At 41.2% G+C, this 14,144-nt stretch carries 12 protein-coding genes; 8 read left to right on the forward strand and 4 right to left on the reverse strand.

Annotated features, from left to right (window positions below; genetic code table 11):
• Nucleotides 1-412 precede the first annotated feature (412 nt).
• Nucleotides 413-1,171, forward strand: a complete 759-nt coding sequence (gene udp, locus ACED29_RS11975; RefSeq protein WP_124015099.1) for a uridine phosphorylase — start codon at nucleotides 413-415, stop codon at nucleotides 1,169-1,171.
• Between the two features lie 98 nt (nucleotides 1,172-1,269).
• On the opposite strand, the gene ACED29_RS11980 is transcribed toward udp, so the two are convergent.
• Nucleotides 1,270-2,022 (reverse strand): outer membrane protein OmpK, encoded by a 753-nt coding sequence (locus ACED29_RS11980; protein WP_124015098.1) that lies wholly within the window; start codon nucleotides 2,020-2,022, stop codon nucleotides 1,270-1,272.
• Nucleotides 2,023-2,497: 475 nt separating this feature from the next.
• Here ACED29_RS11980 and ACED29_RS11985 point away from each other — a divergent pair, with 475 nt between their 5' ends.
• The 3 genes from ACED29_RS11985 to ACED29_RS11995 all read left to right on the forward strand — a co-directional run bounded on the left by ACED29_RS11985 (nucleotide 2,498) and on the right by ACED29_RS11995 (nucleotide 4,944).
• Complete coding sequence (locus ACED29_RS11985) at nucleotides 2,498-2,959, forward strand: NfeD family protein (RefSeq protein ID WP_182696735.1); 462 nt, start codon at nucleotides 2,498-2,500, stop codon at nucleotides 2,957-2,959.
• 117 nt (nucleotides 2,960-3,076) lie between these two features.
• Nucleotides 3,077-4,006, forward strand: a complete 930-nt coding sequence (locus tag ACED29_RS11990; protein WP_182696734.1) for a slipin family protein — start codon at nucleotides 3,077-3,079, stop codon at nucleotides 4,004-4,006.
• On the forward strand, nucleotides 4,006-4,944 hold the full coding sequence (locus ACED29_RS11995; RefSeq protein WP_124015095.1) for an SPFH domain-containing protein: 939 nt from the start codon (nucleotides 4,006-4,008) through the stop codon (nucleotides 4,942-4,944). The genes ACED29_RS11990 and ACED29_RS11995 overlap by 1 nt, the downstream gene beginning before the upstream one ends.
• 117 nt (nucleotides 4,945-5,061) lie before the next feature.
• Here the strand turns inward: ACED29_RS11995 and ACED29_RS12000 are convergent, their stop codons facing one another.
• Nucleotides 5,062-5,940 (reverse strand): LysR family transcriptional regulator, encoded by an 879-nt coding sequence (locus ACED29_RS12000; protein WP_182741600.1) that lies wholly within the window; start codon nucleotides 5,938-5,940, stop codon nucleotides 5,062-5,064.
• A 448-nt stretch (nucleotides 5,941-6,388) separates the two neighbouring features.
• Here ACED29_RS12000 and uvrD point away from each other — a divergent pair, with 448 nt between their 5' ends.
• The 4 genes from uvrD to ACED29_RS12020 all read left to right on the forward strand — a co-directional run bounded on the left by uvrD (nucleotide 6,389) and on the right by ACED29_RS12020 (nucleotide 11,632).
• Nucleotides 6,389-8,578, forward strand: a complete 2,190-nt coding sequence (uvrD, locus tag ACED29_RS12005; protein WP_124015093.1) for a DNA helicase II — start codon at nucleotides 6,389-6,391, stop codon at nucleotides 8,576-8,578.
• Nucleotides 8,579-8,615: 37 nt separating this feature from the next.
• Entirely contained in the window at nucleotides 8,616-9,476 is an 861-nt protein-coding gene (gene ubiA / locus ACED29_RS12010; RefSeq protein ID WP_124015361.1) for a 4-hydroxybenzoate octaprenyltransferase, read from the forward strand.
• 33 nt (nucleotides 9,477-9,509) lie between these two features.
• Nucleotides 9,510-10,427, forward strand: coding sequence for an alpha/beta hydrolase (locus tag ACED29_RS12015; RefSeq protein ID WP_182696732.1), 918 nt, complete (start codon nucleotides 9,510-9,512; stop codon nucleotides 10,425-10,427).
• 185 nt (nucleotides 10,428-10,612) lie between these two features.
• Nucleotides 10,613-11,632: a hypothetical protein gene (locus tag ACED29_RS12020; protein WP_371697754.1), complete on the forward strand. Its 1,020-nt coding sequence runs from the start codon at nucleotides 10,613-10,615 to the stop codon at nucleotides 11,630-11,632.
• Between the two features lie 94 nt (nucleotides 11,633-11,726).
• Here ACED29_RS12020 and ACED29_RS12025 read toward each other — a convergent pair whose 3' ends face one another.
• Both ACED29_RS12025 and ACED29_RS12030 read right to left on the reverse strand, forming a co-directional pair.
• Nucleotides 11,727-12,305 (reverse strand): nucleoside triphosphate pyrophosphohydrolase family protein, encoded by a 579-nt coding sequence (locus ACED29_RS12025; protein WP_182722374.1) that lies wholly within the window; start codon nucleotides 12,303-12,305, stop codon nucleotides 11,727-11,729.
• Between the two features lie 97 nt (nucleotides 12,306-12,402).
• Nucleotides 12,403-13,944 carry a PAS domain-containing methyl-accepting chemotaxis protein gene (locus ACED29_RS12030; protein WP_273057896.1) on the reverse strand — a complete coding sequence of 514 codons (1,542 nt, stop codon included), beginning with the start codon at nucleotides 13,942-13,944 and terminating at the stop codon, nucleotides 12,403-12,405.
• Nucleotides 13,945-14,144 lie beyond the last annotated feature (200 nt).

The following is a 14,144-nucleotide window of genomic DNA, read 5'->3' on the forward strand; positions in this document are numbered from 1 at the left end:
AACAGATTAATGGCATAATGGTAATTGACATTGATTGTATAAAATCATGAGTCCCTGCAGCAGTATCAACAGCTCTTCCAAAGATGGCATATATTAAAGCGACTATTGTATGCGCGTGACACTCTGTGATGGTGGTTAGCTTCAGCCTAGAATCATTGCTGTTAGGTTAACTTGATGTAAATCACGTTAATGCTTTTTGGGTTAGATAAATAGATTGTTGTTTATGCCTGTCCTCCATTATGCTGAAGTCCATGTATTTGGTGGGTTATGGTCATTTATTAGTAATAATTTAACGAATCAATATTATCTATTATGAATTTATATGTGATCAAGTTAACCTTATCGTTCGAAAGACTAGGTTAAAGTCTGTGATATAAGAATTTAATATTCAAAAATGAAAGGGGTTTTCATAATGTCCGATGTATTTCACTTAGGATTAACTAAAAAAATGTTAGATGGCGCAACCTTAGCAATCGTTCCTGGTGATCCAGAACGTGTTAAGCGAATTGCCGAGCTAATGGACAATGCAACATTCTTAGCAAGTCATCGTGAATATACTAGCTATTTAGCTTATATCGATGGCAAAGCTGTGGTTGTTTGTTCAACAGGTATCGGCGGACCATCAACGTCTATTGCAGTTGAAGAATTAGCACAACTAGGTGTAAGAACATTCTTGCGCGTAGGTACCACTGGCGCCATTCAACCAAACGTCAATGTAGGTGATGTTATTGTCACTCAAGCTTCTGTACGTTTAGATGGTGCGAGCTTACATTTTGCACCGCTTGAGTTCCCAGCTGCAGCAAACTTTGAATGTACTACAGCTATGGTTGCAGCATGTCGTGATGCAGGTGTAGAACCACATGTTGGTATCACTGCTTCTTCTGACACCTTCTATCCAGGTCAAGAGCGTTACGATACTGTGTCTGGTCGCATTACTCAGCGTTTTGTTGGTTCTATGAAAGAATGGCAATCAATGGGCGTGCTGAACTATGAAATGGAATCAGCGACACTATTTACTATGTGTGCGACTCAAGGTTGGCGTGCAGCATGTGTTGCGGGTGTTATTGTTAACCGTACACAGCAAGAAATTCCTGATGAAGCAACAATGAAGAAAACTGAAGTGAGTGCCGTTTCTATTGTTGTCGCAGCAGCGAAAAAATTGCTAGCGTAAGTTAACGCTTTTAATCAGCGATTACGTAAAAATACGTATTAAAAAAGGTGCCCTAGGCACCTTTTTTGTTAGCTGATTATTATCAATTGCTACGCGGATTAGAAATGATATTGTGCAATGATTGAATAGGTATTTTGATCAATACCAGCAACACCATATTTACTCTGCCAGTAATCATATTCAAAACCGACTAGCAGCTGGTTTTGTTTGTGATCACCAAATAAACTTTTGCCTAAGTCATATTTGATTTGCGGATTAATGTGTAGGTTTTCGTCATAGCCGTTATTGTCGGCAGAAAATACCCAATCAATAAAACCATCAACAATTATATTGGCATTACCGATAGGCATGTCGATTCTAAATACCGGGGTGAATTGCCAACCATCACTGATATTGCCATTGCTTATGGCATCACGACGGTAGGTGTTTAGCTGTAAGTAGCTAAAAAATGGTACGTCAATGTCTAAACCAATACCATAAAGCATGCTGTTAACTGGGCCTTCACCTTCTTCGAAAGTCAGTGCTAAAGAGACATCTTTTATCGCACCAAAGCCAACTGGCTGACCTAATATTTTGCTCGCACTAAAACGCGGTGAAATTTCGCCATAAGTGGTGCTATCAACACCGTTATTATTGCCATTAAAATTAATAAAATCTTGGAAGACAAACCAATCGCCATATTTCCAGCCACCAGCGGTTTCCAGCGTAATAGTGGTTTGCCTTTCTGATGGTGCTAAGTCATAGTTTTCGCCATGCAAGACAGTTGCGCTAACATCCCACCATTGCACTAAATCATCAGCAAAAACATTTTGAGAAAGTATAAGTGTTGCTAATAGGCAGATTTTTTTCATTTTTCTTCCGGTTAGTTAAGTGGCCAAGTACGCCACAATGGAGCATTTTAGAGTTAATTGTAGCTCGCTTGAGTGTAAATTTGTGAGCTATTATTTCTATTGGTGCACAATGGGGCGCAATATATTCAATATTGTGATAAATCACAATTAAAACTGAGCCAAATATACAGATTTCATTGTTTTCGTGGTTAATATAATAATGTAATGCTTAATAACACTGCCAATATGATGTGACACACAGCGATGATATGTTTGCACTGTTATGGTGAAGGGGACGTGTTATTTTTATACTGGTCACTGAGGCTTAATTCACTAGCTATATAAGTTAATGTTTTTCGTTTATCTGCAGGCAATGTTGAGTTGATGAGGTGCGTATCATATTTAATAAAACAAGTTAATTTGACATAATATGTCGCAATGATTCATAAAGCTGTTATAGTAAATTTAAGGTCATTCTCATTGTATGGAGGATAATATGGAACTTTCAAATCCCATTGCAGTCTGGCTAGTACTTGGGCTGTTATTAATGCTCTCGGAAATTGTCATTCCTGGGGGCATTGTTATTTTATTGGGTGCGGCTTGTGTTATCGTCGCATCAGCACTGGCTATTGGTATTGTCGAAGGCATGGTGCAAAGTCTGACACTATGGTTTATGGCCTCTATGGTGCTGTTATTGAGTTTTCGTCATGTGACCCAACGTTTGGTCGGAGGGGATTCTCATGTGGATAATACCGACGAAGAAGTGGACCTCTATAACCAGGTCGCTATCGTAAAGCAAGCCATAGGCCCAGGTCAAAAGACCGGTAGAATTAGCTGCTTAGGCTCTAATTGGACTGCATTAGGTGATGGTACTCTGATAAAAAAGGGCACCAAAGTTAGGATTATTTGTCGAGATAATATTGCTTTTGTTGTTGAGCCTATAATTGATTCAGTATAGTGATTTTGAGTATTGTGATTTGTACTTAACCAACATTTTTATTTAATAAACTAATAATATAGTGCTGTGATAGCTATTAAGCGTCATCTAGGAAAGTCAGATTAAAAGGGAGCAGATATGTTTGTGTTAACCATTGTTTTTTTATTTGTATTATTCATTTTGTACAAATTAATGTTAATCGTGCCAATGCGAGAAGTACATGTCATTGAGCGTTTAGGTAAGTTCCGTACCGTACTCGAGCCAGGGTTTCATTTTCTTGTTCCGTTTGTCGATCGCGTTGCTTATCGACACGACACGCGTGAAGAAGTGCTTGATGTGCCACCACAAAGTTGTATTTCAAAAGATAACACCCAATTAGAGGTTGATGGCTTGGTCTACCTTAAGGTGATGGACGGTAAGCTTGCCAGTTATGGTATTGAAAATTATCGCCGTGCAGCAGTTAACTTAGCGCAAACCACTATGCGTTCAGAAATTGGTAAGCTGACATTGACACAAACGTTTTCAGAGCGTGACAGTTTAAATGAATCGATTGTGCGTGAAATTGATAAAGCATCCGATCCTTGGGGGATCAAAGTCTTACGCTATGAAATAAAGAATATCTCACCTTCGCAAAAAGTGATTCATACCCTTGAAAAACAAATGGAAGCTGAGCGTCGTAAGCGAGCTGAAATCACCTTAGCCAATGCTGAAAAAGCGGCAATGATTAATATGTCGCAAGGTGAACGCCAAGAAGCGATTAATTTATCTGAAGGTCAAAAACAGAAACGTATTAATGAGGCTTTAGGTACCGGACAAGAAATTTCGATTATTGCTAATGCCAAGGCTGAAGGCATGGAAATGATCTGTAAATCTTTAACGGTTAATGGTGGCAATGATGCAATGAATATGCTGTTAAAAGAGCAGTTTATTGGTCAAGTTGGTAAGATTTTATCTGAAGCTCAAGTCTCAGTGGTGCCTGCAGAAATGGCTAAGTTAGAAGGCTTTTTTGAAGGCATGGAACAAGTGACTCATGCCGTATCCAATTCATCAGAAAAAGGAGCACGCTAATGTCGTTTAATGGAATTGATACCGATCTTATCGTGATGGCGATTTGGGGCATTATTTTTGCTATCTTTGTGCTGAAATTATTTCAATCTATTTGCCTGGTTCCGACAAAGTCAGCTTATATTGTTGAGCGTTTAGGTAAATATCACAGTACTTTAGATGCAGGCTTCCATGCTCTGATCCCCTTCTTTGATAAAGTGGCTTATATCCACGACTTAAAGGAAGAAACCATTGATGTACCGCCGCAAGAGTGTTTTTCCAGTGATGAAGTGAATGTTGAAGTGGATGGGGTGATTTATATTTCGGTTACCGATCCCGTTAAAGCCAGTTATGGTATTACTGATTACCGTTATGCTGCTATTCAGCTAGCCCAAACAACAACACGTTCAGTGATCGGAACTCTAGATCTTGATCGCACCTTTGAAGAGCGTGATGTGATTTCAGCTAAAGTGGTGGAAGTGCTCGATGAAGCTGGTTCTATGTGGGGGATTCGCGTTCACCGTTATGAGATTAAAAATATTACCCCACCTGAAACGGTTAAAAATGCCATGGAAATGCAGGTGAATGCCGAGCGTGAGCGCCGGGCATTGCTAGCTAAAAGTGAAGGTGATAAGCAAAGCAAAATTAACCGTTCAGAAGGTGTGATGGCGGAAACCATTAACCGCTCTGAAGGTGAAATGCAACGCCGTATCAATGAGGCCGAAGGTAAAGCTCAAGAGATTTTGACGTTAGCTAAAGCGACGGCTGAATCAATTGAGCGCTTAGCTGTGGTGATTTCATCTGAAGGTGGGCAAAGTGCCTTGCGGATGCAACTCGGTGAGCAATATATGAGACAACTTGATGGCTTAAGCAAACCTGATAGCCGCATTGTGTTACCGGGTAACTTAGTGAATTTTGAATACTGGATGGACAGTATTGGCTTGAAAGACGATCAGAAATAGTGATCTCGGTTAAGCGCTGTTGATCGCAGGGCAGTGAACATTGACACAAAAAAGGTTAGCAAATTCGCTAACCTTTTTTTATGGCTTATTACATATTACCGTGAGTTGTTTAGTACTCTAATTCGCCGCCATTTCGGTAAACAAATGCTCGCAAAAGGCTTTGGCCACAGAAGATTGAGGGCTTTTGGTGGAGTATACCAAGCTGATATCAGCAAAGCCGATGCTGTGTTGCGGTAAAATGTTAATCAATTGCCCCAGCTCGACAGCTTCATCAGCGATCACATGTGGCAACAATGCGATACCCGCTCCCGCTAAACAGAAGTGATACAGGGAGTTAAAATCACTGCAAATAACTTTGTAGTGCGTGGGCACATTAGCGTGTTGAAAATGCCAAGTTTGCTCAAGTTGGCCATGGGCATCTCTAAAGCCTAATAAAGAGTGGTATTGCAGATCATCGGTATTCTCTATAAGTGATGATTTTTCTAAATAACCTGGGCTAGCATAGATTTTACGCTCGAAGGTTGTCAGTTTATGAACCGCAAGGTTGGCTCCATTGACCTCATTAGCATCAATAATCACATCGAGTCCTAAGCGATTGAGCTCTTTGCTGCCAGCGGAGACAATTAATACTTCTAATTGCACTTGCGGATAAGCATGAATGAAACGAGCGATATATTTATCCATAAGCTTGTCGACAAACGGCAGTAAGCCAATGCGCAACTTGCCTTGCACTTCGTCATGACGATGTTTGAACACATAACCAGCATGATTTAATTGATTCACTAAAGGTTCGATTTGAGCAAGGTATTGCCGACCCGCGGTGGTTAAAGTCATTACTCTTGTGGTGCGGGTAAATAAAGGTGCCCCGAGCTGTTTTTCTATTTCCCCAATACGACGACTGACTAATGCTCTGCGAGTATCAAAAGATTTTGCAGCTTTAGAAAAACTGCCTAACTTTGCTACCGCAATGAATAACTCTAAATCTTTGATATCCAATATGACAACCTATACAGCGCATGCTGTGGGTAATAAATGCATTTTTAATCGACTTGAGTATTAACAAGGATAGTAAACAGGTTACTTAAAATAAATAGTCCTAAACAAGCACAATTACCCAGCTTATTTACCACAAGTATAAAAAATCAATCTACTGTTTTTAGTCATCTATTTAGTGCGTTTTAGCAACTATCAGAGCTATTGGCTAATACTAAAATTAATTAACACCTTTATTTGTATAGTAATTTTCGCTTACGACTTTGTCAATTTAGGCCTCGTTGTCGCAGTTAAACATCACAACCCGATGATTTTAGTGGCTTTGATATTACTCCGCTGACTAGATTATCTCAGCCAGCGCAGTGAATTGTTGTTATAAAATAGCTGAAGTATTGCACGCCATTAAGCCGCTATTTAAGATATAATGTCCCGCAGATTTCTGGGAGGAAGAATGGACGTATCATCATTATTAGACGGCCTAAACGATAAGCAGCGTGAGGCAGTCGGCGCGCCACTTTCAAATATGTTGGTGTTAGCGGGTGCCGGTAGCGGTAAAACCCGTGTATTAACTCATCGTATTGCGTGGTTAATGCAAGTAGAACAACAAAGTCCATATTCTATTTTGGCAGTGACCTTTACCAATAAAGCCGCGGCAGAAATGCGTGAACGGGTTGAAAAGGTTGTGGGCACAAATATGGGGCGCATGTGGATAGGTACATTCCACGGTTTAGCTCACCGCTTACTTCGCACTCACTATCAAGATGCCAATTTACCGCAAAGCTTTCAGATTATCGATTCAGACGATCAGTTGCGTTTATTAAAACGTATTCTTAAAAGCCTTAATTTAGATGAGAAGCAATATCCTCCTCGTCAGGCCCAAGGCTATATTAACGGTAAAAAAGACCAAGGCTTACGCCCTAAGCATATTGATGCGGGTGGTTTTCCTATTGAACAAAATTTACTGAATATTTATAAGGTTTACCAAGAGTCTTGCGATCGCGCGGGCTTGGTCGACTTTGCTGAAATTTTATTGCGTGCTCACGAGTTATGGCTCAATAAACCACACTTACTGGCCCATTACCAAGAGCGCTTCCGTCATATTTTAGTCGATGAGTTTCAAGATACTAACGCGATTCAATATGCGTGGATCCGGGTGTTAGCGGGTAATACTGCCAATGTGATGATAGTTGGTGATGACGATCAGTCTATTTATGGCTGGCGTGGTGCGCAAATAGAAAACTTACATCGTTTCTTAAAAGATTTTTCCGGTGCGACCACCATTCGTTTAGAGCAAAATTATCGTTCAACCGCGAATATTTTGAATGCTTCTAACGCGGTTATCTCTAATAACCCTGACCGTCTAGGCAAAGAGTTATGGACTGAAGATAAAGATGGTGAGCCGATTTCAGTTTATTGCGCCTTTAATGAGATGGATGAAGCCAAGTTTATTGTCGGTCGCATTAGCGACTGGCATGACAAAGGCGGTAGTTTGAGCGAATGCGCTATTTTATATCGTTCAAATGCGCAATCACGGGTATTAGAAGAGGCTTTTTTACACAAAGGGTTAGCGTACCGTATTTACGGTGGTTTACGCTTTTTCGAGCGCCAAGAAATTAAAGATGCGATGGGCTATATGCGTCTGATTAATAACCAAAATGATGATGCGGCATTTGAGCGTGTGGTGAATACCCCAGCTCGTGGTATCGGCGATCGTACTTTGGATATTATCCGCTCAACCGCAAGACAGCATGAGCTGACTCTGTGGCAAGCTTGCGTGAGTTTAATTGAAGAAAAGGTCCTTGCTGGACGTGCGGCTAATGCCATCAATGGCTTTATGGAACTGATTATTGCAATGCGTACGGATACGGCAGATATGTTGCTGTACCGCATGGCAGATAGCGTGATTGATCGTTCTGGCTTGCGTACCATGTACGAGGCTGAAAAAGGCGAGAAAGCCCAAGCGCGAATTGAAAACTTAAATGAATTAGTCACCGCCGCGCGCAGTTTCGAAATGCCTGAAGAGCTTGAAGACATGGGCGAGTTAAATGCCTTTTTGTCTCATGCTGCATTAGAAGCTGGTGAAGGTCAGGCTGACGCCTTTACCGATGCCGTTCAGTTGATGACCTTGCATTCTGCTAAAGGACTTGAGTTTCCAATGGTGTTTATGGCGGGCGTTGAAGAAGGATTATTCCCGAGCAAGATGGCATTAGACGAAGGCGATCGTTTAGATGAAGAACGCCGTTTGTGTTATGTCGGTATGACCCGTGCCATGCAAAAACTGTATATCAGTTATGCTGAATCTCGTCGTATTTACGGTCGTGAAGATTATGCCAGCCCATCGCGCTTCATTAATGAGATTCCTGAAAAGTTTGTTGAACAAATTCGCATTCGTGCTCAGGTCACGCCATCAATTAGTCAGCGTTTCCCTGCTCGTGCAGCAGCGGTTACTGTGACTAAAAAACCTCATGGTTTTAATGATACAGGCCATAAAGTGGGTTCTAAAGTGAAGCACTTTAAGTTTGGCGAAGGGGTTGTGACTAGCTTTGAAGGTTCTGGTGAAAAAGGCCGTGTACAAGTTAATTTTGTCGATTTTGGCAGTAAATGGCTGTTAGTGTCACTAGCAAAATTAGAGCGTTGTTAAGGTGTTTCGCTGGCAAAATCAGGGAGAGATGAAACCAATGTTATTGCAAGACAAGCTGCATGCTTATGCGCGACTGATGCGGATTGATAGACCCATTGGCACCTTACTTCTGCTCTGGCCATGTTTAATGGCCTTAGTGTTAGCTGCTCAAGGGTTACCAGATATTAAGGTACTGGTGATTTTCGTGGTTGGCGTAGTCATTATGCGTGCTAATGGCTGCATTATTAATGATTTTGCTGATCGCAATTTAGATGCGCATGTTGAGCGCACCAGTATGCGTCCTTTAGTATCGGGAGAAGTGTCTGTTAAAGAGGCACTGAGCTTATTTACAGTCTTAGGTTTGCTTGCGTTTAGCTTAGTGTTATTACTCAATCCATTAGTCGTGCAGTTATCTGTGGTCGGGATTGTGTTAACAGTGATGTATCCGTTTATGAAACGGGTGACCAACATGCCACAGATGTTTTTAGGTATTGTGTGGAGTTGGTCTATTCCGATGGCCTATGCCGCTCAACTTGGTGAAGTGCCAGTGGAAGCTTGGTGGTTATTTATGGCGAATTGGTGTTGGACGGTAGCGTATGACACTATGTATGCCATAGTCGATCGTGACGATGACTTAAAAGTCGGCATTAAATCAACCGCCATCTTGTTTGGTCGCTTTGATCGACAGATTATCGGCATATTTCAACTTGCTGCCCTAGGGTGTTTTGTTATGGCTGGGCTGGTGGCCGATCGTGGAGTTATTTATGGCTTGGGCATTATTAGCTTCATTGGGTTTGGTGTGTACCAGCAACGATTAATCTTTGGTCGTGAACGTGCACCATGTTTTAAAGCCTTTTTAAATAATAACTGGGCAGGCATGGTAGTGTTTATTGCACTTGCACTGGATTATATGATTTAAGGTTTGTGGTTTATTATCTTGTGGCAGGGATGCATGAAAACAACTGTTTGGTTAATCGTCGCGATAATGTGTTGTTGGTTATCCCTCGCCAGTGCGTCAACTCACAATGATGCTGTACTGGCTGGCTTACCAAACAACACTGCTGATGTGCATTCTTCTGCTGCGCTAGTTAATATTCCTCGTACCCGTCAATTTGTGCTTGAAGATGGTGATCGCCACTATCAAGTGATGATCAAATTGCCAAAAGATTATCGCCACAATAGCACTCATCGTTACCCTGTCGTCTATATGACGGATTCTATGTATAGCTTGCAAGTGGTGTCTGGTGCGACGCGATTTCCAATGAACACCAATATGATGCAGCAAGCTATTTTAGTCGCTATTGGCTATCAGAGGCCAAGTAAAGGTTCGGCGAGTCGGATCCGCGACTATACCCCAAGTCACGATGCAAGTTGGAAACTACCTACTGGCGAGGCTAAGCGCCACGTTGCCTTTATCAGCCAGGTTGTTATGCCCTTTATTGAAAAAAACTATCGAGTCGACACCCAACAAAACACCTTTGTGGGTAATTCGTTAGGCGGGTTACTCGGCGCATATATTTTATTAGAACAGCCAAAGCTATTTGCGTATTACGTGTTGGGTAGCCCATCTCTATGGTTTGATAATAAACAATTATTGCAGCAGTTTGCTCAGCGTTTTCAGCAAACGCCAGCAATATCTGCCAAGGTGTTTATTGGCATTGGCGAATTAGAAAAACCACCTTACACCCATGATGGTCATCAGATGGTTACCGATGCGCGCGCTTTTTTTAAACTACTCCAATCTCACCCTTCTGCTCAAGCAGGTACATTACAGCTTAAATTTTTGCTCATCCCTGAAGCAGACCATTCAATGGCTTTTCCAACCACGGCAATACACGGTTTATCTTGGCTGTTTAAACGAAGCATCTAGCTAAGATCCACAGTCGATCCTTTATATCCTGTAATCATTTCCTGTAACCATTTTTGTGGCAATCAATCTGCGTACAATTCATTTTTGCTGATATGTTAATAACTTGTTTTATTTTTATTTACCCCCATATCAATTTCTACAGTGCAGCATTAATTAAACTGAGATTACCCAAGGATGAGTATTGAATGAGAGCAACAGTTAAGTATCGGTTAGTTTTTTTAGTGTCAATGCTATGCAGTTTTTTCTTAGGCGTTCAGTTAACCCCAGAGTCGTTAACGAGCCATGCTGACAAGTTGACGCTTGGTATTATTTCTGCGCTTTATTTTGTGTTGCTACCACTGTGTTATTGGTATTGCATTATTAAAATGGGCGCTCAGAAACTGTGGAAAATAATTGTTATTTTCAGTTTAAGCAGCTTGGTTGCACGGCTAAGTTTTCCTGCAGAAATTGCCCATTACTTTGAGTTTGTGGCCTGGCTGCGCTACCCAATTATTGCCGTGTTATTAGTGATCCAACTGTACTTAATTGTCAGCGTCGCTCGTGGCTTGATTAAGGTACGAAAGTTAAAGGGCGATCCTCGAGTTGGGGCGGTGGAAACCTATCGAGATGGTGATGATAAAAGCTTAACTATCGCGCTTATTATGGCCAGTGAAGCGACTAACTGGTTTTATTCTATCCCATGGTTTTCACGTCATCATCCACCAGTAATTGCCAATATCAATCTTGTTAGCGCTACACGCTGGCATGTGTGGTTAATGCTTATCGGTTGTGTTGGTGCGTCGAGTCTGAGTTACGTATTACTGGCATCGTGGAGTGAGTGGGTGGCGATTATTGTATCAAGCATCATTGCCTATACCTTGATGTCTATTGTGGCTAACCATCGACTGTCACGCTATTACTCTTTATATTTTATGCGAGACAACCTAGTTATCAATAACTCCTTGTGGGGATTTATGGTGGTAAGCATGGCCGATATAGCCAGTGTGACACATCAAGAATCAATCGAATTAAATAAAGACCAAGCAGAAACGATTATGATTGGCCGCGGACAATGTAATGTTATTATTACCCTAAAACGTGCGGTTATTTATCATGGTGGTATGGGTCAGTTACCTGAACCGATGAAAACGGTGTATTTGAGTGTGGATAGTCCGCAGCGGTTCATTCAGGCGCTTAACAATAGTAGAGTTACTGTGGCTGAGTAATCTTCAAAAACGCATAAAAAATGCGCTGATGAAAGCGCATTTTTTTGTGAGTAAATCAGTACTGGCGAACTAAGCCCACGAGCTAATTTGTCGATTAGTCTCGCACTAATGTGGTTAAGTCAGCCGGGCGGTAATAAACTGACTTTAATACCTTACCTTGACGAACCACTTTACCGGCCATATCAACGTCTTTAGCGCATTTAGCGATAATAAACTCACCTTTAGTACTACCAACAATTTCAACACCTTGTTTGGCATAGTGGGCAATGGTTTCAGCTAATTCTTGCTGGTTGCGGCACACTTTGCTCATGTTGCTTGAATGCACTTCATTCCAACATTTAATAAAGTCTATTTCACGGTTCTTAGCCACGTTAAGCAATAAATCGACAAGATAGCTTATCTCTAAACGATCGCTTACCTGAGTCGCTCCTAAGTGCACTAAACGGCCCATTAACACGTAGACAGAATCAACAATAGCATCAGCTTGTTCAATACGAGAATCCGCTTCGGCAAGCTCGGTCATTTCTTCGATAATCAGTGATGTATGCAAAGTGTCTGCTTTGTGATCAAGACTGGTCTCGTCGTTGACGGGTAAGTCAAATGTGCTGCGAAACTCAAAGATGTCGCGGTATAAGTGATCGTAAATCGGTTGAGTTAATTGGCTGAGTTGCATGGGCTTACCTGCGAAAAATAATGTGGGCTAATTTTAAAGAATTGATCAGCAGAATACAAAAAATTGCCTAATGTTTTTTGCAGTAGGCAATCTTTTTTTATACTCTGAAAGTGTGGCGGAGTTCTTTGGCTTTATCTGCGTGAGTTTTAATATTTAATGCAGCAACTTCAATCACATTTAAGCTTGCCAAGTTACTGTGGCTTAATTCTGTAATCGTATGGATATTATGGGTTACCTCTGCGGTAACCCGTTTTTGTTGCTCTGCTGCAACAGTATTTTGTTGTGTAAATTGGTTTATCTCATTCACGCTTTGATAGATATCTTCAAATTTTGTCGAGGCAAATCCTATGTCCCTTGCGCACGTATCAGCCTGAAGTTTACTGGCTTGCATTTCGTCGGTCCAATTAATAAGCATAGCATGCATAGATTGCACGCTTTTAGAGATGAGCTCTGTTGAGAGCTGAGTTCTACTTGATAAGGTTCGAACTTCATCTGCTACGACGGCAAATCCACGCCCCTGCTCGCCAGCACGTGCGGCTTCAATGGCAGCATTAAGTGCAAGCAAATTAGTTTGCTCAGCAATGCTTTGAATTTCTTGCATGGCATTAGAGACATTATCTGCTTCTTTATTTAATAAGTGCGCATTCGATGCCGCTGCCGAAACTGAAGTCGCTAATCGCTCAATACTATTACGGTTAGCGTGCATTTCCGTTCTACTTTCAAGACACACTTGCTGTGCCTTGTTTACATGATCTGAGGTCGATATCGCATGTTGGGCTATCTCTGCAACAGAGGAGTTCATCGCTTCAATTGCGCTGGCGATTTCATCAATTTTATTTTTTTGTTGCTCAATACTATGATTAGCTTCTTGAGCAGAATGAACCAGTTCATTGGCGATATGATGTAAGTTGTTACCTTGATCTTGTGAGCGACCAAGTACCCCTTGCATTTTCGCCTGATTCAGAACCTGTTGAAATTCCAATACTGAAATACTGTCGTTACCACAATAGACTAATCGACTGACTGAATCATATTGTTGTTGATATTGGTTGATCTTATTCGGCAGTGAAAAGAGTTCTTTGGTAAATAATAGTGTATTAACCAGTGCTAAAGAGAAGATCACTGCTGCCATGGTCCAATTAAAAACTACACCACAGCCAATGATTGCAGCCAAGGTTATTGACGCGCCTAACCAGCGTTTATGTTGGCTAGTCATGACATAACTGGCCGTTTTTCCTTGTTTTATTTGGCTGTAAAGTTTTTGGGCATTAGTAATGTATTCAGGCTTTGCTTTAATGCGTACCGATTGGTATCCAGTAATTTGGCCCTTTTCATACAAGGGAGAGACAAAGGCATCAACCCAATAGTAACTCCCGTCTTTACAGCGATTTTTAACAATTCCACGCCACGATTCACCAGCTTTGAGTTTATCCCATAATTCTTTGAAAGCTTCTGCTGGCATGTCGGGATGTCTGACAATATTGTGATTATGAGTGACGAGTTCTTGCTCACTGAACCCTGAGATTTTAATGAACGTCTCATTGGCGTAAGTAATGATGCCGCGTTTGTCTGTAATTGATACCAGCTCGTCATTAGCATTAAGACTGACTTCTTTATCGATTACGTCCTTGTGTCTCATGGGCATACTTCCATTATTGTTCGACTTTTAACGGGAAAGTCATTGTGCTGCTTTCCTCACAATTATAGTGGATATCAAGATATAGATCATATTAGTAAATAGCTATTATCATTACCAGAGATTAAATAAATATTTAATTTGGCAATAAAAAAACCGACATCTATGTCGGTTTTAGTATTGAGCTATGGATTCAATTTTGC

This window comes from Shewanella sp. 5S214, assembly GCF_041439795.1.
Taxonomy (GTDB): Bacteria; Pseudomonadota; Gammaproteobacteria; order Enterobacterales; family Shewanellaceae; genus Shewanella; species Shewanella vesiculosa.